General features: G+C 44.0%; 11 protein-coding genes. 7 read left to right on the forward strand and 4 right to left on the reverse strand.

The genetic code is table 11. From position 1 onward, the window contains the following. Window positions 1–125: 125 nt before the first annotated feature. Entirely contained in the window at window positions 126–815 is a 690-nt protein-coding gene (locus LC653_RS34195) for a hypothetical protein (RefSeq protein WP_229499237.1), read from the reverse strand. Window positions 816–1,144: 329 nt separating this feature from the next. On the opposite strand from LC653_RS34195, the gene LC653_RS34200 reads away from it, so the two are divergent. Continuing rightward, complete coding sequence (locus LC653_RS34200; protein WP_229499239.1) at window positions 1,145–2,800, forward strand: iron uptake porin; 1,656 nt, start codon at window positions 1,145–1,147, stop codon at window positions 2,798–2,800. A gap of 889 nt (window positions 2,801–3,689) precedes the next feature. Here the strand turns inward: LC653_RS34200 and LC653_RS34205 are convergent. Next, entirely contained in the window at window positions 3,690–3,965 is a 276-nt protein-coding gene (locus LC653_RS34205; RefSeq protein ID WP_229499272.1) for a ubiquitin-like small modifier protein 1, read from the reverse strand. A gap of 101 nt (window positions 3,966–4,066) precedes the next feature. Then, complete coding sequence (gene thrC / locus LC653_RS34210; RefSeq protein ID WP_229499241.1) at window positions 4,067–5,383, reverse strand: threonine synthase; 1,317 nt, start codon at window positions 5,381–5,383, stop codon at window positions 4,067–4,069. A gap of 851 nt (window positions 5,384–6,234) precedes the next feature. Here thrC and LC653_RS34215 point away from each other — a divergent pair. The 6 genes from LC653_RS34215 to LC653_RS34240 all read left to right on the forward strand — a co-directional run bounded on the left by LC653_RS34215 (window position 6,235) and on the right by LC653_RS34240 (window position 21,534). Continuing rightward, on the forward strand, window positions 6,235–8,784 hold the full coding sequence (locus LC653_RS34215) for a beta strand repeat-containing protein (protein WP_229499243.1): 2,550 nt from the start codon (window positions 6,235–6,237) through the stop codon (window positions 8,782–8,784). Between the two features lie 171 nt (window positions 8,785–8,955). Beyond that, window positions 8,956–9,567, forward strand: a complete 612-nt coding sequence (locus tag LC653_RS34220; RefSeq protein WP_229499245.1) for a hypothetical protein — start codon at window positions 8,956–8,958, stop codon at window positions 9,565–9,567. A 166-nt stretch (window positions 9,568–9,733) separates the two neighbouring features. Then, window positions 9,734–11,275, forward strand: coding sequence for a DUF11 domain-containing protein (locus tag LC653_RS34225; protein WP_229499247.1), 1,542 nt, complete (start codon window positions 9,734–9,736; stop codon window positions 11,273–11,275). Further along, window positions 11,272–15,240, forward strand: a complete 3,969-nt coding sequence (locus LC653_RS34230) for a TonB-dependent receptor (RefSeq protein ID WP_229499249.1) — start codon at window positions 11,272–11,274, stop codon at window positions 15,238–15,240. The genes LC653_RS34225 and LC653_RS34230 overlap by 4 nt, the downstream gene beginning before the upstream one ends. A 261-nt stretch (window positions 15,241–15,501) precedes the next feature. Continuing rightward, the gene (locus LC653_RS34235; protein ID WP_229499251.1) at window positions 15,502–18,636 is read left to right on the forward strand and encodes a beta strand repeat-containing protein; all 3,135 of its coding nucleotides are present in this window, start codon (window positions 15,502–15,504) and stop codon (window positions 18,634–18,636) included. 99 nt (window positions 18,637–18,735) lie between these two features. Next, entirely contained in the window at window positions 18,736–21,534 is a 2,799-nt protein-coding gene (locus tag LC653_RS34240; RefSeq protein ID WP_229499252.1) for a GEVED domain-containing protein, read from the forward strand. Window positions 21,535–21,704: 170 nt separating this feature from the next. Here the strand turns inward: LC653_RS34240 and miaB are convergent, their stop codons facing one another. Next, the gene (gene miaB / locus LC653_RS34245) at window positions 21,705–23,069 is read right to left on the reverse strand and encodes a tRNA (N6-isopentenyl adenosine(37)-C2)-methylthiotransferase MiaB (protein ID WP_229499253.1); all 1,365 of its coding nucleotides are present in this window, start codon (window positions 23,067–23,069) and stop codon (window positions 21,705–21,707) included. Window positions 23,070–23,205 lie beyond the last annotated feature (136 nt).

The following is a 23,205-nucleotide window of genomic DNA, read 5'->3' on the forward strand; positions in this document are numbered from 1 at the left end:
TGTGGCGATCGCTTCCATGACACTGCATCAAGGACGACCGCCTGACCCCTCCTCGACTGTTCAATAACTTTCAAAGCTGTAGCCCTTATTCCGTATAGCTTAGAGCTTTTCTTAGTGCCATTCGACTACGAGCGCAAATCAAACCAAACCCCAGGTAATGGTGTTGCACCCTCAAAGCGTTGCACTTCAGTTAAAGGTAGGGGAATGCTGATATCCTGGAGTTCTGATGTCCCATCAAGTGAGGGAGAAATCACAAAGGATTCTTCTGGCCCAGTTACAGGTAATTGAGTTGCTAGATAATAGTAATTTTCTGATTGAGATTTAAACTCTAACTCTTCTGAGCGTTCATAAACCCTGAGTTCCACCAGTTCTTCACAATCAGATTGACAATTAGCACGCTGTTGTAAAACTGGTAGTAAAAAAGAGTCTTCCACATTTTGATGTAAAGGCAGAGTTTCCCCAAATATTTGGTTTTTTTTACTCAAATCGAGTTGAATTTGTTTGAGAGTTTGTGGGCGTTCGTGATTACCAAGGGGGATTTGTGCCCATGCAGGTAAAATTTTATTTAGCCAGCTTACCTGATCTGGATTGAAGATGAAGAGAACACTAATCCAGGCAAAAGCCATAATTAGACTAGCACTACTTAAGAGAATTGTGTAGGCGTAGCCCGTCGTAGACATCGCTAGCATTGACGACAACCAACTTCCCCGTTTTAGCTTTTTCTGGGGTTTTTTAACGACGCGTTTCATCATACCTGCATGAGGTTTATTTTGTTTAGAGCTTTTTGGCGTCAGCTTGCGTGAGCGATTTGCCATATTAGTTTTCAATCAATCCAGTGGATATTTTTGGGCATTGGACACAAGAAGCACAAAAGGCACAAGAAGCAGAGGGGAAACCCTTAATGCAACTTCTCCCCTACCCCCTACTCCCCACTCCCCATTCCCTACTCCCTATTACCTAATACCCTGTTATACTCGCCCTTTCATAAGTTGCCCAGAAAGATTAAGTCTAATTTTGGACAAAATCCGTAAATTTTCCCATGTGAATGCGAGACAATCACGAATACACTTTTCACTTAAGTATGTGAGCAGAGTGTAAAAAGTTGAAAGGTATACTTGTTAACAGCAGTCATAGCAAAACTTGGATGCTCGCATGGTTACTAATTGCGGGAGTAAATGGAGTTGCACAAAAAGCGCTAGCACAAGAGTACATAGACACAGGAACTACTCAGGCGCAGGAGAGTATAGATTTAAATTCTTCTTCCCTCTCCCCAGTAAATCCGATGGCGCAAGTTACATCGGTTTCTCAACTCAAGGATGTACAACCTAACGATTGGGCATTCCAAGCATTACAATCTTTGGTAGAACGCTATGGTTGTATAGCAGGCTATCCAGATAGCAACTATCGCGGTAATCGCGCCTTAACTCGATATGAATTCGCCGCCGGTGTGAATGCTTGTTTAGATAGAGTCAACGAATTAATCACTACAGCCACCAGCGATTTAGTCACCCGCGAAGATTTAGCAATATTACAAAAATTGCAGTCAGAATTTGCCCCTGAATTAGCAACTTTGCGGGGTCGTGTCGATAGTTTAGAAGCCAGAACTGCCGAAATCAAAGCCAACCAATTCTCAACAACAACCAAACTCAGTGGACTACTGATAGTTGGGATTCAAGGACGGACTAACAATCGTGGTGATGTTAATCCTAGAGATGGACAAAAAGATACAGAGGATGCGGGGACAAATATTAATGTTATTTCCTTGGCGCAACTATATTTAACTAGTCAAATCACTCCCCGAAGTTATTTGTTTACAGGTCTTTTAGATGGTAAAGGAAAAACTACACCTAGATTTACCAATAGTGTTTCCCGAAATGATGTTTTACTTGGCTACGAATTTCCTACAGATAGCTTGATTGTAAGTGACCTCAATTTTCATTGGCTGGTGACAGATAAATTAGCAGTAATGGTGGGAACAGAAGGCGTAAGTATGCCATCTGCTTTCCGAGGCCCCAATCGGGTAGAAAGTGCTGCAACAGGGCCATTGTCTTATTTTGCCCAAAGAAACCCAATTTTAAATATGGGATACGGTCACGGCGGTATAGCTATTGATTGGCAATTTGCTAAACGCGCTAGTTTGCAGGCAATTTATACTAGTTATCAACCAGGAAATTCTGGTAAAGGTAGCGGTTTATTTGATGGAACCACGACTACAGGTGTGCAATTGCTGCTGACACCAACCGATACTCTAGATTTAAGTTTGTATTACGTTAACAATTACTCTTCGGATGGTTGTTTACTAACCTTTGTTGGCGATGAATGCTTAACTACAGTTAATACCACAACCGGAAAATCAGCACCATTGCAAACCAACGCCGTGGGTGCGACTGTTACTTGGCAAATTTCACCCCGTATTAGTGCAGGTGCATGGGGTGGTTATACTAAATCTTACATTCCTGGGCGTTTGGGAAATGTAGAGACGACAAATTATATGGTGTTTCTGAATTTCCCTGATTTATTTGCTAAAGGAAATTTGGGGGGAATTTATGTCGGTCAACCTCCTAAAATCACCAGTAGCAACTTACCTGTAGGGAATAATGTTCCTGATTTTATCAATACAGGTTTAGGACGTGCAGGTGGACAACCAGGTACGACCACCCAAATTGAGGCATTTTATCGTTTCCAGCTAACAGATAATATCAGTATTACACCAGGAATAATCCATATTTTGGAGCCTGGACATACACCAGATAGTGACTCAGTTACCATCGGCATACTGCGGAGTACTTTTCTTTTTTAATTCCACTTATCAATAAATATTATTGAACTTAAGTATTGACAGATGCTTGTAGCCAATTGGGCACAAAAACCAATGAAAACACGAATTAATAAGTAAGTGGGTCAAATTAAATATAAAACCTCACCCTGCCTCCGGCTTCCCTCTCCTTACCAAGGAGAGGGATTGAGGGTGAGGTTTTATCTTATGTTTAATTACGCCTACCTACTTAGTTACTCAAAGGATATAGTTATGAATTGCAACAAGAAAATATAGTTTTATATTGTGGTTAATTGGATTATCTTAACTATTGATAACAATGAGCCTTGGCAACAAAGACTTCCTCAGATAATTGCTCCATAGTTAGAGGATTAGGGCTTACGCAAAAGTACACGCTGTAGGGGCAACTCATGAATTGTCCCTACCTGAAAATAAGGGTTTCGGCTATTGTTTGCGTAAGTTCTGAGGATGTTTGAAAAGTCCTCTTAGGAGAGGGTCTGAAAGTGAGGTTTTCCAGATGCCGTGAGAAGTCTAACAGTCAACCAAGTAAAATTAGCCCCATATAACATAAGTGGTGCGGCATTACTTAGGGACTTCCAAGAAATAAATTATCCAAATAAACGAACCACTCCAGACACAGAGAACACAGAGGAATAAGGAGGAGAGAGTTTTTTCGCCAGTTTTTTGAGTATTTTTTTATTTGGAAGTCCCTTATATTGTGTTAACTTTAGTCAAAATACCGGAGAAAATCTCATTTCCACGATCTAAGAAGGAAATGCTAGCTGCATCGTCTCTGCGGCAAGTCAGGGAGACGGTATCCCACTAATGAGCATTCCCAGTCAGAGCAGGGGAACGAGACAATCTCTCAAAAGTTTGTCTAGTCAGGCTTCTACTTTATTTGGTGTTCTCTGTATTAACCACCGGCGACAGCAGGGACAATACTTACTTCATCGCCATCTTTAAGGGCTGTGTTAATACCATCTAAATGACGGATATCTTCGCTATCGACGTAAAAATTTACAAATCGTCGTAGCTTACCTTGTTCATCGCACAACCTGGATTTAATCCCAGGAAAGCTTTGTTCTAAGGAGTCCAACAATTCAGCGATGGTGCTACCGTTGGATTCTAGACTAGCTTGGTTATTAGTCAAATTCTGAAGAGTCGTAGGAACTAAAACTGTTACAGCCATAGAAGTACAAAATGAGGAGTGAGGAGTGAGGAGTGAGGAGTTAGGAATAAAGTTAAGAGTTATAGATAAAAAACTCATAACTCATAACTCATAACTCCTAATTAAACGAGGACTTGTTGCCATTCCAAGCGATCCAGAGTACGCGATCGCTCTAGCGCCCGTTCAAAACTATCGAGTTTGGCATCAATAGTCAAGGGTTCGCCAACGTAGCCTTGAATTGCTTCTTGAGTTTTCAGACCATTGCCGGTGATGTAAATCACGGTGGTTTCATCTGGATCAATTTTGCCAGCTTCTACCAGTTTTTTCAGCACGGCCACAGTTGTACCGCCAGCTGTTTCTGTGAAGATGCCTTCGGTTTCTGCCAGCAGCTTGATGCCATCAATAATTTCTGCATCATTGACTGATTCAATGTTACCACCAGTCTTTTGAGCTAACTCGACAGCATAAATGCCGTCTGCTGGGTTGCCGATCGCTAGCGATTTAGCAATTGTATTCGGTTTTACTGGCTTAATAAAGTCGCTTCTTTCTTTGAAGGCTTGGGCGATAGGTGAACAACCTTCAGCTTGAGCGCCACTGAAACGGACGCTCTTGTTTTCTACCAAACCAACTTCGATAAATTCTTGGAACCCTTTATAAATTTTTGTAAAGAGTGAACCAGAAGCCAAGGGAGCAACAACATGATCGGGTAGTTCCCAGCCTAGTTGTTCCGCAACTTCAAAACCTAGCGTCTTGGAACCTTCAGAGTAATAAGGACGCAGATTAATGTTGACAAAACCCCAGCCATGTGTATTAGCAACTTCTGAGCAAAGACGATTTACTTGATCGTAGTTGCCCTTGACGGCCATCAAGGTGGGACTGTAGATCAGGCTACCGATAATTTTACCAGCTTCTAAATCTGCGGGGATGAACACACAGCAGTCTAAACCGGCATGAGCTGCCAGAGCAGCTGTAGAATTTGCCAAGTTACCCGTGCTAGCGCAAGAAACGGTAGTGAAACCCAACTCTCGCGCCCTCGATAGAGCAACTGAAACTACCCGATCCTTAAAGCTAAGGGTGGGCATATTAACGGCATCATTTTTTATATAAAGCTTATTTAGACCCAGGCGACGGGCAAGGCGGTGAGAACGAACCAAGGGAGTCATACCCGTTCCCACATCTATAACATTGTCAGTTGCAACAGGCAAAAAGGGACGATAGCGCCAAATTGAATTGGGCCCGGCTTGAATTGTTTCACGAGTGACAGTCAGACGGAGGGCGCTGTAGTCATACTTGACTTCTAAAGGGCCAAAACATAACTCACAAACATTACTGGCTTTGAGTTCATATTCCGCACCACATTCCTTACACTTCAAGGCTTGAAAGTAGGCAGTGCTGGTTTGGGTTTGGGTTGGGGTTTGGGTTTTGATTGCCTGAGTCATAAACTAGCTTTCCCTGTTTGTCTTTCTGCGTTTGTCTGTCTGCTGTCGCCTGATACTAACACGAGCAAAAATACACGTCAAACATACCCGACTAAAAATGTCGGGTATTGCTAGTATTGAAAAAAAGGATTTCTGTAAAATTTTTATATGCGTAAACGTTATTTTTAGTATTTAAACGTAGATTATACTTGTTAAAAAATTAGATAATAGCTCAAGGTACTCAGTCTTAACACTGATCATTGATATGATTAAATTGCATTCTATCTATGATGAATTTGCATTTATGGAAATTACTACCTAACTTTGAGTGATTTATATAACTTAAAATTAACCTTCTATTTTTTATTTCAATGACTCTACCAGATAGTAAACATAGATGACAGCAAAAACTCAAAAGCATTGCTATATAAAAGCTTTAGTCTTTTGAGCGTATGATTAAACCACTAAAATTGCTCTACGTATTGCCAAAATGAAGTTGATTTTTCAGCTTTGATGCACTCAATTCATCGCTAAAGAAGTTACTTATTTATACTGAAGACTTTTTTTTGGAGCAAAAGTTACATTGCTACTTACATCAACGATTCAGCAAAACACAGTAGTTAAGTTACCCATATTTGCGATCGCTAGCCTTGATAATCAACGGTAAGCGTAAAACAAGTAGGCAATAACTTTTCTGCCTATTGCCTCAATCTAGTTTTTCAGGAGTGTCAATAAGTTAACTCCTTAAATATGCAGTGCCCGAAACATTAACGTTTTGGGCTGGTCTAATCGGTAATTCTTTAAGGAATTGCCGAACTTTATCCTGTCTCAAAACCCAAGATACAAGTTCAGCAAATAAACAAACTATTTCTATGGTAAACCGAAAGAAATCTGTCAACAAGCAGCGCCAGCGTTACCAATCTCTAGTAGCAACAGCATTGTTAACTAGTAGTCTTTTCCAATTTATTGCACCTGTATTAGCTGACGGTACAGCTGGTGGTCAATCTATCAGCAACGAAGCGACTGCTACCTACGAAGATCCCAACGCACCAGGGACAACTATAAATTCCACCTCTAACACTGTTACCGTGACTGTAGCAGAGGTTGCTGGTATTACTGTCACAGCGTCGGGTGTTACAGATAATAATGGTGGCACTGCTGGAGTTAACGATTTACTAACCTACACTTACACCCTAACGAACGTAGGTAACGACCCCACCAAATTCCATATTCCCAACCAAGCAACAACAACTGGGCCTGGTACAGTTTCTGGTGTACTTCCTGCTGATAAAAATAATGCAACACCAGCTAGTGGCACACTGCAATACAGTACTGATGGTGGTGCAACTTGGACAAACGTAACAGCCGGTGGTGTAGATACACCTTCAATTCCGGTTAGTGGAACTGTGTTGGTGCGTGTGCCAGTGACTGTACAGACTGGCGCTCAATCGGGTGACATAATTAAAGTTACCCTTGGTAACACTCCTGGAGATGCTCAAAACCAACTGCGGAGTCCTGATGGTGGTGACGTTTATACTGTAGATAATCCAGATACTCCACTTGTTCTTGGGGAAGTTGCTGGCGCACCAATTAATGGTACACGAGAAGCTAGTATTACCCAGCAAACTCAAGTGGGCAACACTGTTAAAACCGTTGCTCTAGCGACAATACTCAAAACTCGGACAGGCTACAACGCTGGTGTTGTTTCCGTACTCAATGATGATGTGCTGACTTATGGTTTAAGCTTGCGAGTTGAGAGCAACGACGTAACCAATCGGGGGCTAACACCCGCAGCTTTAGCTGGTACAAGTATCAATGTAGATAATAATGCAGTTTCTCGCATCTTAGTTTCTGATGCAATTCCAGCATCGACAGCTGTTAATAGTACCCCAACCGCTCCTCCAGGGTGGATAGTGGTTTACGCTGGCGAAGATCCTGCAACTACAACTGCTGATCAGGCTCTGTGGAAAACTAACAGTGCTGATGTAACAGGCAATGGCGGTGTAGTTAGACGGGTTGGTTTTATTAACGATCCTAACTCTATCTCTACAGTTGCTACTGGAACAACCATTACAGGCTTTACAGTGCAAGTAAAGACCACTGGAATCACAGGAACGACACCGACAGATGTTAACAACATCGCTCAAGTGTTCGGTAAAACTGCTGGTGATCCAGCTAGCCCACTACTCTTTGACGATTCAGGTGACCAAAACCCAGATAATATTGACCCCACTACTGGAGCCTTTCCTACTACACCTGACGCTGGCTATTATGCCACTACTCCCACCAATATTGATACGGGCAATAACAACCAAGGTGCTAATTCTGTTACAGGAAATGTCAACCGTTATACTGTTTCAGTCGCCGCAGCAAACTCAGTTTTAAATGGGCCAAATAATGCACCGGATGCTACTGGGCTAACGGGGAACAACGATGACTTCACCAACAAATCTTCCTTTGTTCCTCCTAACACATCACCTGGTAGTAGACTTGACCCGCAATCAGTTGGCTTCACTAACACAATTAAGAACAACGGTACTGCCACTAACGACATCACAATAGTGCCAACCGCACCAGCAACTTTCACAGATTTGCCAAATCTGACAAAGGTGACTGTTAGCTATAACAGTCAATCTGCTGTTTATACTTACGATAGTGGTACTGGTGCTTTTACCATAGCAACAGGTAATACACCAATTAAAGTCTCTGGTGTTCTTGCTGGTGCCAGTGTTAATTATGGTGTAGAAGTTGACCTACCAGCTAATACACAACTATCGACTGATACCGGTAAGGGCTTCCCAGTATTTATTACTGCCTTGATTGACACTGATAATGATGGTATAGTTGATGCTGGTGAAGTCAACAACATCTCCATTGATCGCGTCTACACTGGCTTCTTAAAACTGCTGAAAGTGTCACGAGTTTTACAAGGAACTGGGCCAGCAGTTGGTACAGGTCAAGATAACTTTGAGTCTACACCAGCTTTTAACGGTACTGATCCGAATTCAGGAGTTCCTGATGTACCCAGAAATCCTGCTCCAGGCAACATTATTGAGTACCAAATTCGGTACACAAATATTTCTGATGCTCAAGCTGGAACCGGTAACGTGATTTTGAATGCTGACAAAGTTGTGATTACTGAAGATGGTACCCTCAGTACAGCCCCGAATGATGGTAAGAACAACTGGGCGCTAGACAACGACAATAACACTCAAATTGATACTAGCAACATTGTTGGTTCAGCTAAAGATTCTGGGGCTTCAACTATCCAGTTCTTCACTGGTGCTCCAGCTACTAACTCTGGCATCGATCAAACTGGAACCACGGTAAACAGTGATGTCACAAAGTATGTAAATACTGCTACTGGACAGATTGCACCTGGTGTTCAAAGAACATTTACCTTCCAACGCAAGGTTAACTAGATAGCTTGATTTCACCCCTCTTTGCAAATAAAGAGGGGTGTGATAGCACATCTGTGTTTGTAGTTAGCGCTTTAGTCCTAAATCGCCAACTACAAACTGATTATTTCCCAACGAAAACAGGGAAAGATAAATCAGCAATCGACATTGTGAAAATTTTTTGAGGTTATTGATATGAAGCGTCTTTCTTTTGCAGGTTTAGGAGCGTTCGCCTTTGGCGTTGGCGGAGCCATCGCACTCATTGCTACCGTTCCATTTGTCAGTCAAGTGCCGGGAGTGGCTTCTCTATGGCATTCTACAAGCGCGTACGCTGAGGGCGTCGGCGGAGCCATCGCTCAAAATGTCAAACCTCAAGGGCAGTTACAGTTGCGCTTAGAGGCAGAAAAGCAAGTAGTGGCACAGGATCAACAAGGTAAGCAAAGTAAGAAATGGCAACCGTTGAAAGGTCAAGCTGTGGTGCAACCAGGAGATGTGTTGCGTTATACCTTAAATAGCGAGAATAAGAGCGATCGCCCAGTGAAGAATTTAGTTCTAAATCAACCTATTCCTAAAGGAATGGTGTACGTACTGAAATCTGTATCTGCAACTAATGGTACTAAAGTTATTTACAGCATTGATGGCGGGCGCAGCTTTGTCGAAAATCCTACTGTAAAAGTTACTCTTCCTAACGGCAAAGTGGAAACAAAACCAGCGCCAGCAAATGTTTACACCCACATCCGTTTGCAAGTTCCGTTAGTTGCAGCAAAGACAACAGTTAAGGCGACTTATCAAACCCAAGTGCGCTGATTCACGCCTATACGGATAAGATCCCCCCACCTGTGGCGACCCCCTTTTTAAGGGGGTAAAGGGAATGAAACAGCCCTGCTTTATAAGGAGAATCGGAGGGATCTTCGATAGATAAACAAGTGATTTTATTAACAAAAAAAGTGGCATTCCAGAGGAGATATGTTCAGTGAGCTGTCCTCAAAACCGAAACCAAATTACTTCTAGCAGTAGCTGGTATCAAAGGTTAACGGCTACTGTTCTTCTGGCAAGTGTTTTGCATACTACTATACCTCTACCAGCGATCGCGCAACCGACTAACAATCTGAGTGCGTCTTTGGTATTAATAAATCAAGCTACTTATACTTATACAGACTCTGCTAGTAATTATAAATATCAAGGAAGTTCTAGTCAGCTTAATGTTAGTCTTAACCCATTAGTTGACCCATTAGGGCGGATTTTAGGTTGCGCTGGACAACTTTTACCTGACTATACAGGTTTTTCAGTTGGGGTATACGAACCTAATTCCAGCGATCCAACAGGGACAGAATTGGGAAGCTTAGTTCCTCTAACTCGAACAGAGTTACCTGATATTCCTAATAACAACGTTTCCGGTGGCAAATCGCCAAATATCGAGAATAGTAATCCCTATTTTATTACGAATAACCCTGCGGGTGTCTACAATTTCCTCCTCGATCCCAACAAGGGTCAAACTGATCCAGGTAGAAGCTACATTTTTGTAGTCAATCCACCAGCAAATTCCATCTATAAACAACGACGCATCAAGATTGAAATCATTGCTAGCACTGGCAGTGAAGGTAATAATCTCGTGCGGTATGTCGCTACTTCTTTAGATGGTCAGCCAATTAGTCTTATAGGCGAGACAAGGGTCGAGGATACGGTTGTTTTAGTTAACAATGCTGAAACCCAAGCACTGAAGTTATTTGCTTTTGAATTCAGTACAAATATGTGTCAACCCAATCAGATGCAGATTATCAAAACAAGCGATCGCGCTACTGCTGAACCTGGAGATACAGTAATCTACCGTCTCTCAGTAAAAAATCTCGCTGATGCTGGTTTGAATAATTTAGTTGTTACCGACAACTTACCTTTAGGATTCCAGTTCTTGCCTAAATCTGTGCGGGGAGAGTTGGATGGTCAAGCGATCGCTATCACCTCAGAACGCAATGGAAACACGGTGACATTCCGCACAGATGTAACAATTCCTACAGAGAAAATCTTGAATATTGCTTACGCGGCTCAACTAACAGCCGATGCTTTGCGGGGAACAGGTCGTAATAGTGCGATCGCTAATGCCCGACGATCTGACAACGGTTTTAGCACTAAGGATGGGCCAGCAACCCACCAGTTAAAAATTCGTCCAGGAATCGTTTCTGATTGTGGCACAATCATCGGTCGCGTGTTTGTTGACAAAAACTTTGACGGTGAACAACAGCGTGGTGAGCCTGGAGTTCCAAATGCGGTGATTTTTCTGGAGGATGGAAACCGCATCACAACAGATCCGAATGGTTTGTTTTCATTAGCCAATGCCTTACCAGGAAACCATACGGGTGTACTAGACCTCAGTAGTGTAACCGGTTACACCTTAGCTCCCAACGAAAAATTCCGTGAACGAAATAGCCAATCTCGTCTAGTGCGTTTAGAGCCTGGTGGCTTGGTACGCATGAATTTCGCAGTTACCCCCGCCTTTCAGGAGCCAGTCAAGAAATGAAACCTAGACTGGACTATGTAAATACATTTAACCTGAGGTTGATGGGGGCGATGCCGGTAGTAGCTCTCAGCCTTATTTTGTACCCTGCAATAGTCAAAGCAGAACCCGTCAATGAAGATATCTTTTTACCCGATTCCCCTTCGCAAGCAGATAAGGGTGTTGAAGATCCTGACTTTTCACCGGATCTGGAAAACTCACTTCCATTCCTCTCCCCTACAAGGGGAGAGGCTTTGAATTCTCCTCCTTCTCTTGTAGGGAAGGGTGCTAGGGGGTTAGGTTCCGCTTTGGTTTTTCCAGATAACGTGAAAAGTTCCGAGCAGCAGGTTCCACCTCACAAATTTCCTTCCTCACCAACTACTGATACTTCAATTCCAGATGTCCAGGCAAGTGAAACGGAAATACAACCATTTCAACCAGCAATCTCCGTAGGTTTACCCAGAGGCTTACGCAAAATAGCAGGAATCGAGAACAAGAATGATGGAGGTAAAGACACCGAAACACAGTTGCAAGCTTCTCCAAGGCAAATACAACCATTTCAACCAGCAAGTTCCGTAGGTTTACCTAGAGGTTTAAGCAAAATAGCAGGAGTAGAGAACGGGCAAGGGGTGAATGAAAATCTTCCCGTGTCCCCCACTCCCGCCATTTCCACAGTAATTAAAATCCTGACTCCAACACCTGACAGCGTTGTAGATGTACCAGCTACCACAGTCACTGTGCAATTTACCGTTGGCAGCCAGGTGGAATTGCGGGTGAATGGCGTGTTGGTAGATTCTTCTTTGGTGGGACGGACAGAAAGTGATGCCACAACCAACTTATTAACGCAGACATGGTATGGTGTCTCGTTAAAAGAAGGTAAAAATACCATCTCTGCACAAGTAGTTGGAGGGACAGAACCCCCCGTCACGGTGCAAGTCGCAGTCCGGGGAGCGCCACAGCAACTAACTTTAGAAACTGTTGAGTCTCGTATCCCGGCAGATGGACGTTCCACAGCGACAATTCGGGGTCAACTCATTGATGCAAGTGGCAATCGCTCTAATCGTGATGCTGTTGTCACTTTGATAGCCACTGCTGGGGAGTTTGTCGGAAAAGACTTCTTTCCCGATGAACCCGGATTTCAAGTGGAGGCGAAAGGGGGACAATTTACAGGGATTTTGCGATCGCAACTCAAAGCCGAAACTGTCCGAATTCGGGCGATCGCTAATGATTTAGAAGCCTTTACTCAACTACAATTTGAAACGGCGCTGCGTCCGAGTTTGGTGACAGGGGTAGTAGATTTACGTTTGGGCGCTAGAGGTACAAATTATTACGGCAGTTTCCGTGATTTCCTCCCTCCTGACAAAGACAACGGGACGCAATTAGATTTCCGTTCAGCAGTATTTGCAACTGGTGCGATCGGGGAGTGGTTGTTTACAGGCGCATACAATAGTTCTCGTAGCCTCAATGAAGATTGCAACTGCGATAATCGCCTATTTAGAACTTACCAATTCAGTGAGCAAAATTATCCTGTCTACGGTGATAGCTCGAAAGTTGATGTCGTCGCTCCTTCCATTGACAGCGTATATCTGCGTTTTGAGCGCTCAACTGGTATCCCCGGATCTTCCCCTGATTATGCCATGTGGGGTGACTACAACACAGAAGAATTTGCGCGGCGATCGCAGCAATTTACTTCTATCACCCGTCAACTCCACGGTTTTAAGGCTAACTACAACTTAGGGAACCTACAAATTACAGGTTTGTATGGCAACCACTTAGAAGGGTTTCAACGCGATACCATTGCTCCTGATGGCACTAGTGGTTATTACTTCCTCTCTCGCAGAATACTACAACCAGGTAGCGAAAATGTCTTTATCGAGTTAGAAGAACTCAATCGTCCTGGGACTGTACTAGAACGCAAACAGCTTAACCGAGGCCCAGACTACGAAATCGACTACGATCGCGGTACCTTATTATTCCGCGAACCCATCCTCCGCACCGATATTGATCAAACCGGACAAGTATTGGTACGCCGGATTGTTGTTAGCTATCAATACGACAGCGAAGATTCTGATAGTAATATCTATGCTGGTCGTTTGCAATATAACCTTTCCCGCAAACTTAACTCCGAAAGCTGGATCGGAGCAACTTACGTCCAAGAAAATCAGGGAGTGCGTGACTTTCAACTCTACGGTGCAGATGCACTGATTTCTTTGGGCGATCGGGGTAGGTTGATCGCAGAATATGCCCATTCCACTAATGATTCTGATGTTGTGGGAAAGGTTAGCGGTGACGCTTACCGGCTGGAAGCTGAGGGACAAATTGCTAACGGGATTCAAGGTCGTGCCTATTATCGCTTTGCTGATACAGGTTTTGCCAATAATGCCACTATCAGCTTTGTCCCAGGACAAACCCGTTATGGAGCGCAGGTTACAGCTAAACTGGCCTCAACCACTAACGTCAGAGTGCAATATGACCACGAAGACAATTTTGGGATTGCTCCCCAACCCCTAGACACCTTTGAAGAACTGTTTGCACCGCGTAATGAGGCGATACCTGGGAGCAAAGTTGATAATTCGTTGACGACGATTTCCGCCGGGATTCAACAACGCCTGGGTAAAGCTACTATTGATGTAGATTGGATTCATCGTCATCGGGAAGACCGCATCCCCGACAGCGCCCTAAGTAGTACTTCTGATCAACTGCGTTCGCGTTTTTCAGTTCCCATTGCGAAGAACCTGACTTTTCAGGCGCAAAATGAACTAAGTTTATCTTCCCAAAAAGATACTGTTTACCCAGACCGTACCATCTTCGGGTTGAATTGGGCAGCTATTCCTGGTGTGAATATCAGTCTAGCCCAACAGTTTTACACTAGCGGTCAATATTCGGGTAATTCCATCACCAGTTTGAGTGTCAACGGTGAACACAAACTCGGATCAGATACTACTTTGACCGGTCGTTACTCAATTTTGGGTGGTGCTAATGAAATGACTACTCAAGGAGCAATTGGTCTAAATAATCGCTGGACTATTGCTTCGGGATTGCGGCTGAACGTTGCTTACGAACACGTATTTGGCAACTTCTTCGGACGGACTGGAGCAGGCCAACAATATGCCCAACCCTTCGCTTTTGGTCAATCAGCATCTGCGATCGGATTTGATGGTGGCGATAGCTACAGTGTAGGGCTGGAATACTCTGATAATCCGCAGTTTCAAGCCAGTGCCCGTTATGAACATCGTTCCTCTTCTAGTGGTAGCAATACAGTAATTACCGCAGGTGTTACGGGTAAAATTTCTCCGGCTCTCACAGCTTTGGTACGTTATCAACAAGCTGGTTCTTCCAATCAAAAGCTTTCAGGATTGGGAGATACTGCTAACTTGAAGTTGGGTTTAGCTTACCGCGACCCCAATAGCGATAAATTTAATGCCTTATTGCGTTATGAATATCGCCAAAATCCATCAACCATCCCTGACACCATCCTGTTAGGAAGTGGTACAGGTTCCCAAGACCATACTTTTGCTTTAGAAGCTATTTACGCTCCTAACTGGCAATGGGAATTCTATGGTAAGTATGCTTTGCGTAACAGTACTTCTTATATAGCTAGCGATTTAGCTGGTACTAGCACAGTAAATCTGGCGCAATTACGGGCTACCTATCGTTTGGGATATAGCTGGGATTTGGTGGGTGAGGCTCGTGTAATTAGTCAGCCTAACTACAGCGAAACAGGGTTTGTTGTAGAAACAGGCTACTACCTCACGCCTAACCTGCGCCTTTCGGCTGGATATGTATTTGGTAAAGTTGACGATCGAGATTTTTCTGGCACACGTTCTGCGGGAGGTGCATATTTGGGTATAACAGTCAAGCTCAACGAATTGTTTGACGGTTTTGGGCAACAAAAGATTCCGCCACGCCAGCCACAGGAATCTGCAATGAAAACTTTGGTGAATAAACTCAAGGCGGCAACAACGGCGATGCAAAAGCGTGAAATATAAAACGGTTATTGGTAGAGACGTAGCACTGCTACGTCTCTACAAATCGTCAATTTATAGCCCAGGATTTATTAAATTTAAAATGAAATATTTCTTTGACTTTTAAAAGCGATCGCCGCACTAAATGTAAATGCAACTGTTAGATTTTGCCAGCCTTTGGGCAAGCTAAAGACTGGAGAGTTTTTTGAGGTTAATCAGCCTTCATTGATGATTAGGGTTAGGGTAATCAGCATCTTTTAAAGGTTATTTTATGGTGATTTACTAATGAAAAACTTAAGGCAAAATTTTAAGGCGTTGGGCTGGGGGCTGATAAGTGCGACATTAGTACTTCAACCTACACTAGCTCAAGCCCAGATCCAGCGATCGTTTTTAAATCCCGGCTTTGAGGAACCTATATTTGGCTCTGGTGGGCAAAAATGTTATGTTCAAGTGTCGCCAGGTATTATCCCTGGTTGGGAAACTACTCATGGCCCAGTAAAGCCGGGAACAGGTAATTGTACTCCTTATACATCTCCAGGAACAGCACCGCTAATTGAGATTTGGACAACAGGATTTAGTAGCGTTAATACATCTTCAACACCAACTAGTGCAGGAAATCAATTTGCTGAGTTAAATGCTGAACAAAATTCCAAATTGTATCAGCGTTTATGCTTAATTCAAGGTGAGAGTATTCAATATTTGCTATTACATCGAGGGCGCAATAGTCCAACAACACGAGATGTTGCTCAATTTTTAATTGGTACAACTATTTTTGGTACTTTTTCAACAACTAGCAATGGAGCTACAACGACACCTGTCGCGGGTACTGGTGCAAGTGCGATTTCTCAATCATCTGCGGGAAATGGTTGGGTGCGTTACTCTGGAACTGTAAATTATTCTGGTACTACTGGCACTCAAGATGTAGGATTTGCAGCCGTTTCTGCTGCGGGTGGAGCCACTCAAGGTAATTTCCTTGATGAAGTCCAATTTGCAGGTCTTCCAGTTATTGAGTTTACTGCAAGTTCGGGCGGTAGTTTTGAATCCGAAACCACGCCTATTACGAATCCTCCACAAATCCGGATAGTTGGTTTGGTTCCATCCGGGGGTATTACTGTTCCCATTTCTGTCACTGGTGGTACAGCAACATTGGGCACAGACTATACTACATCCACAGGTACACCCAACTTTAGCATCACCATTCCTGCGGGTAACTACGATGGATCAACCAGCAGTATTTTTAAAATTCCAGTGACGATAGTTAATGACGGGACTTCTGAAGGTGGCGAGACAATCGAATTTACCATACAACCAGCATCGAGTTTTATCCAAAGTTCTACAATTACCTGTGGTGCTACGGCAACGGTGAAATCCACATATACAATTTCCGATGATGATTACGTTAGCGGTACGGTGTGGAATGATGTAGACAGTAGTGCTAATAATACTTTTACCAACATCAATACTGGAACAGAAACGGGTACTAATGCAGGTGGATTAAATGCGATTCTGGTAAATGGTAGTGGTAATGTGATTGCGACCACTCCCGTTAATGCAGATGGCACTTACAGGCTTAACAATATTGCAAACAATCAAAGCAACGTTAAGATTATTTTGAGTACGACTACTGGAAGCGTAGGTGCTGCTGCCCCTACGCCCTCACTTCCTGCCAGCTGGACAAATACTAGTCCACTGACGACGGCTACTTTCACCACTGGCACAACAAATAATATCACCGGCAAGGACTTTGGGATTAAGCAATTGTTTGTCAATATTTCCGGGACGGTGTTTAGCGATGCTGATGCAGACGTGACGATCAACGGCAGCGATGCGGGAACAAATGCTGGATCAGCAAACCTAACAATTTATGCCGTCGATACTGCTGGCAAAGTACTAGATAAAGCCACTGTCGCAGCTAATGGTACTTACAGTTTCACCAAAGTCCCGGCAAATACCAGTGTGACGCTGCGGCTTTCTAATGACTCGACTGTGGCAATTGGGGCAACCGCACCCACAGCCTCTAGCATTCCCGGTGGTTGGTATTATACGGGCGAAAACAAAAATGGCACAGTCGATGGCACGATCGCCACATTAGGTAATATTGCCCTGACCACTACTACAAGCAATCTCACCAATCAAAACTTTGGCATTCGCCAAGCCTACACTATCACTGCTGACCCCGCCCCGACAATCTGTAACCCAGATTACAGAACTGCCTTGAACACAGGGATTACTGCTGCTGGTGGGCAGTTAGCAACTGGAGCAAATGACTTAAACTGGACTGCTGAATGGATTGCTGGCCCCGCCAGTGGCCCGGGAACCCCTTATGCACCGCCGCGCCCGGTCGGGACAATGCCTGCGGTGGTGGTTGGCAACCTCGCCCCTGGTGCTTGGATAAATGAGCCAGCCAATGTTCGCTGGATTAGCTATCCGTTCCGATTGTCAGTAAATAGCAATGGCTATCATGATAATGCTGATTTAGATGGAATTAATGGGGAAGGTAATAGTGGCTTCTCTGGCCCTGGAACCTCTGATGATGTGCGACTGAAATTCACCTCGCAGCTGACTTTGCCCAGTAATGCCAATACGATCTCAATTTCTTTACCCGTTGGCGTGGCCATTGATAATCAATTTGTCAGCATTAAAGTCAATGGGGTGGAAAATCTCGTGCCAACTCCAACGGCAAATCCCATAGCTGCTGACTATGGGACAACAAAAAACGTTAACATCACTAACGGTTGGCAGGCTGGGGTGAACACTATTGAAGTCGTCGTCGATTCTGGCCCGGATCGAGTTGGTTTCTTTCTGGCCGTTCAAGCCACTACGACTCAGGTTTGTACTAACCCGAATGTTCTCTTAGTCAAACGGATTACCGCAATTAATGGCGATCGCACCAAAAACCCCAATGACAACACACCGCTAAATGCCTTCGTTGACGATACCACCTCGACTCGTCAAGCCGACGATAACAGCCCTAATTGGAAGTCTAATTATCTGTTAGGGGCAATTGATGCTGGCTTAGTTTTGCCAGGAGACGAGATTGAATATACAATCTATTTCCTGAATGCGGGTAGTAGTAATGCCAATACTGTGAGAGTGTGCGATCGCCTTAGTGCTAGCCTTGATTTTAAGGGGAGTGCTTATGGTACTAGCAAAGATGTGCAATTGCAGCTAGGAACGAGTACAGTACTTGATTTAACTAGTGCGTCGGACGCAGGCGATCGCACCCAATTGATTAGCGCTGGTAGTAGTGTTCCTGCTAATTGTTATCTGAAGGCAGCTAATAATAATGGCACTTTAGTTATTGATGTGACTGGTAATACTGGAGTCCCAAATTTAACTACTATGCCAGGGTCAACAGGGCAGGCTTCACCTAATGATTCCTATGGGAATATCCGCTTTGTGACGAAGGTCAAACCCTAACTTTAACTAACCCCTACGTTGTAGAGACGCGATATATCCCGTCTCTACAATCTAGGAAAGAATTTAAATTTTTTCAGTATTGAAAAAGCAAAACTACTTATGTTAGAACATCAATTTATCCAGAAAAAGCCTAATCATCAATGCCAAAAAGACCGAAAGGGTAAATCCTACTCCTGCGTAATTATACTGTTATATTTATTTTTAAGCGGTACTTTACTACAAGTCTTTCCAGCATTGGCTGCTAGTCCGACACCTGGTACTGTAATTGATAACCAAGTAACTGGTAGTTTTACTGATTCTACAGATAATACTGAAAAACAAGTCGAATCAAATATAGTTAAAGTAACTGTGGCAGAAGTTGCAGGGATTACAATTACACCAGCGAATACACCCAGCGCAACAACTGGCAGTGCTGTCAACTTTAATTTTACAATAACTAACGTTGGTAATGACCCGACACAGTTCTTTATTCCCGATACACCTTCGGCGATTAGTGGGGGTACAGCTGGCACTCTGCAAATTGTTGCCTATGATCCAGATGGTAGTGGGCCAGCAGCAGCAGTTGACCTTACTGCCAACAATATTACTATTCCTAATGGTGGTGAAAATACGGGGACATTGTTAAGTGCGATCGCCTCTGCTAATAACGGTTCGATTCTCGCAGGCGGTTCGATTGTTGTACGGGTTCCAGTGACAGTGACGGCAGCTGGTGGACAAACTGTAAGTGTGACACTAGGTAATACTAGTGGACAACCCAGCAATAGTAACACTCCATATATTCTGGGTGCAAATGGAACTGGAAGCAAGGATTTATACACTGTTGATAACGCCGATAACATTTCCGGTGAATCGGCAGGCGTACCGATTAATGGAGATGCGACAAATCACCGCCAGGAAGCCAGTGCAATCCAGACCGCGACGGCTTCTAACACTGTCAGTATTTCCGGGACGCTTTACCGGGATAGCGATCGCAGTAGTACGAATAATGGTGAACCGGGGATTGGGAATGTGCGTGTGGTTCTCTACAAAGATAACGATAACAATGGTGAACTTACTACTAGTGAAAAAGTCCAGGAAGTAACAACTCTCGCTGATGGTAGTTATCAATTTACCAACGTCGCTGCTGGAACTTACAAAATCAAAGTAGACATTGCTGATACAGATGTGCCTGTAGGGTACACGCTTGGTACTCCTGATAATTTGCCAGTTACGGTTAACACTACCAATATCACCGGACAAGATTTTGGCTTCTATCCTGCTTCTAGCTGTGAATGGGACGCTCAAATCTACAGTGGTCATTTCCCTATTCCCGGTGCATCAGATGTAAAAGATATTGGATCTGTTGGTCTCTATGGTATAGGTGGATTACCAACGCTCCGTGGCACTGCGAAATTTGGAGCGGCAAGTTCCGCATTTACTTTTAACGATCAATCTATAAGTGAAACTGCCCATCCATTGAAAACAATTATCAACGGCAGCTTTCCAACTGAGGGTTATGTTCCTATTGACGGAGACTACACTTCACCAGGAAATGGTAGCGATCAACCCAACTGGGCTATCGTGTTTAAGCGGCAGGCACTCGCCAAAGGTCGAGTTACCTTGGGGCAAGCAGGAGCTTACATTGATGATTCAATGGAAGTTTATATTAATGGAGTGCGGGTGGGGAATCCAGTTCTAACTTTTACTACCAGCCTACCAGCAAGCAGCGTATCAACAGTTTCTGTCAATGCTGGCGATATTATTGAGATTCGCCTCTCGAACTATGGTAATACTGGTGGCTTTAAGGTGACTACTGATTTTGTCTCTGACTTCGGCGATGCACCAAGCAGTTACCTTGAAGCTGCACACTCATTAGGCTGTAGTAATCCCTCCCTTGGGGCGACTGTGACTGGAGAATATAGTCAGCCCTACAGCGCGAGTGCGAATGGCGATACTGGAGATGATGGCGTGACTTTACCTTCAGGACTAAGTGTAGGAAAGTCTGCAACAATTACCGTCAACGCTTCGACAGCAGGATATCTCAATTCTTGGATCGATTTTAATAAAAATGGGGTCTTTGATAGTGGCGAACAGCTAAATTTGACCAACGTCACGAATGCAACGGCTGCAACGGTTAATAATGTTCCACTCAATGCCGGAGACAATACTTTAACGTTTACCGTACCCAGCAATACAACCGTTGGTGGTAGCTTTGCTCGTTTCCGGTTTACGACTACTACAGTTCCAACACCCAGCCCAACGGGTTCAGGAGGAGCTGGAGAGGTGGAAGATTACCCAGTGACGTTAACAGGCCAACCTAAGCTAGTTTTAGTTAAACGGATTACCCGCATTAATAACCAGGACTTAACCAATATTGTGGATGGTCGCAGCGACGTTTCTACTAACGCTACCAACTACGTAGCCTCTCCTAATGACGTTGATGATGATAGCAGTAACGCATGGCCTAGTGGTTACTTGCGCGGAATGATTAACGGTGGGACAGTCAAGCCAGGAGATGAGTTAGAATACACCATCTATTTCCTTTCTAATGGCCAGGGTGATGTTACTAGTGTGCAAATCTGTGACTTAGTACCTACCAATACTACTTTTCTTCCTACTGCTTTTAATGGTATGACTCCTAATGATGGCGGTTTACCAGGAGCAGATAAAGGTATTGCCCTTGGGCTTGGTTCTAGCACTCCTACGGCTTATCTTACCAATGCACAGGATGGCGATCGCGGACATTTTTATACAGCTAACGAATCAGGCATACCATCATCGTGTGGTAGTAACACTAATGGGGCTGTGGTAGTGAATATCACGCGGAGTCCAGATTTGTCAAATCTACCTCCAGCAAATGGATCTGGGACTCCAGCTAATTCTTATGGCTTTGTTCGCTTCCGCGCCAGGGTGAAATAGGGGAAGGGGGAAGGGGGAAGGGGGCAGGGGGCAGGGGGCAGGGGGAAAGAGGGTTTTCCGATTTTTGCACAGATATAAGAGTGAAAAACAATTGTTTTGACGTAGCAGTGCTACGTCTCTACAAGGGTTATGGATAACGCATATTTAATTTCACTCCTATGTCTATTTTCTCAGACAGATAAAGCTTGCCTAACTTCAACTGGTTCACCTGTCAAGCTAAAAGGGCGAACTTCGGTAATTTTTACTTTCACTAACTGCCCTTTCAACTCTTTGATGTCGCCACTGAAGAATGTCAAACGATTACCGCCAGTTCGTCCCATCACCTGAGTTTGAACTTTGGGATTTTGGTCTTCTACTAAAACTTCTTCGATGCGTCCAAAGTAACGTTGCGATCGCTCGGCTACTTTCAAGTTTCCTAAATGATTGAGCCTTTGGAGGCGATCGCTTTTAATTTCTTCACTTAGCTGATTGTCCCACAAAGCGGCAGGTGTCCCTGGACGCGGTGAATATGCTGCTGTATTCAACATGTCAAAGCCAATATCTTCCACCAGTTTCAGGGTATTTTCAAACTGTGCTTCTGTCTCCCCAGGAAAACCGGCAATCGCATCAGCACTAATGGAAGCATCTGGCATATACCGCCGAATCGTATCGATAATCCGGCGATATTTCTCATGGGTATAACCCCGTGCCATCGCCTTTAAAAGTTCATTATCCCCAGATTGAAAGGGAATGTGGAAGTGTTTGCAGACTTTGGGCAACTCAGCACAAGCCTTAATTAATCTCTCTGTAAAATAACGGGGATGACTAGTAGCAAATCTTAACCTTTCAATCCCTGGTACATCATGGACGTAATAAAGTAAATCTGTGAAGTTGTGCAGATGCCGTCCTTCTGCTGTTGTTCCTGGTAAATCTCTACCGTAAGCGTCAATATTTTGACCGAGTAGAGTAATTTCCTTGTAACCTTGCCGTCCTAATTCTTCTATTTCAGCCCGGATAGCTGACGGTGTGCGCGATTGTTCAACACCGCGCACATTGGGAACCACGCAATAGGTGCAGCGTTCATTACAGCCGTAAATTACATTTACCCAAGCTGTTACTTTACTATCCCGTCGCGGCTGGGTGATATCTTCAATAATATGAACAGACTCGGTTGCAACAACTTGGTTGCCGTCGAAGACTGACTCCAGCAAATCTTTGAGGCGGTTGGCATGTTGTGGCCCCATTACCAAGTCTAATTCTGGCACTCGCCGCAATAGCGCTTCACCTTCTTGCTGGGCAACACAACCTGCAACGATGAGGGTTAAATCAGGCTGCTCATGTTTGCGCTTCGCTTGTCTGCCGAGGTAAGAATATACCTTTTGCTCGGCATTATCCCGAATTGTGCAGGTATTGTAGAGAATCACATCTGCATTATTCGGATCTTCTGACCATTCAAAGCCCATGTCTTCCAAAACGCCAGCCATGCGCTCTGAGTCAGCTTTATTCATCTGACAACCGAAGGTAGTGATATGGTAGTGGCGTTTAGAAATGGTCATGGGCAATTCTGCTTAATTAGGGTGATGTTGTATATAAGGTTTATTTCCATTCTATAACGCTCTTAAGGCGCATAACGCAGTCCAGAACGTTTGGATTCTGCAATTAGCGATCGCAAGTAAAATCCCGAAGTTAGTG

The sequence above is a fragment of the Nostoc mirabile CHAB5784 genome (assembly GCF_020829645.1).
Classification (GTDB): domain Bacteria; phylum Cyanobacteriota; class Cyanobacteriia; order Cyanobacteriales; family Nostocaceae; genus Nostoc; species Nostoc mirabile.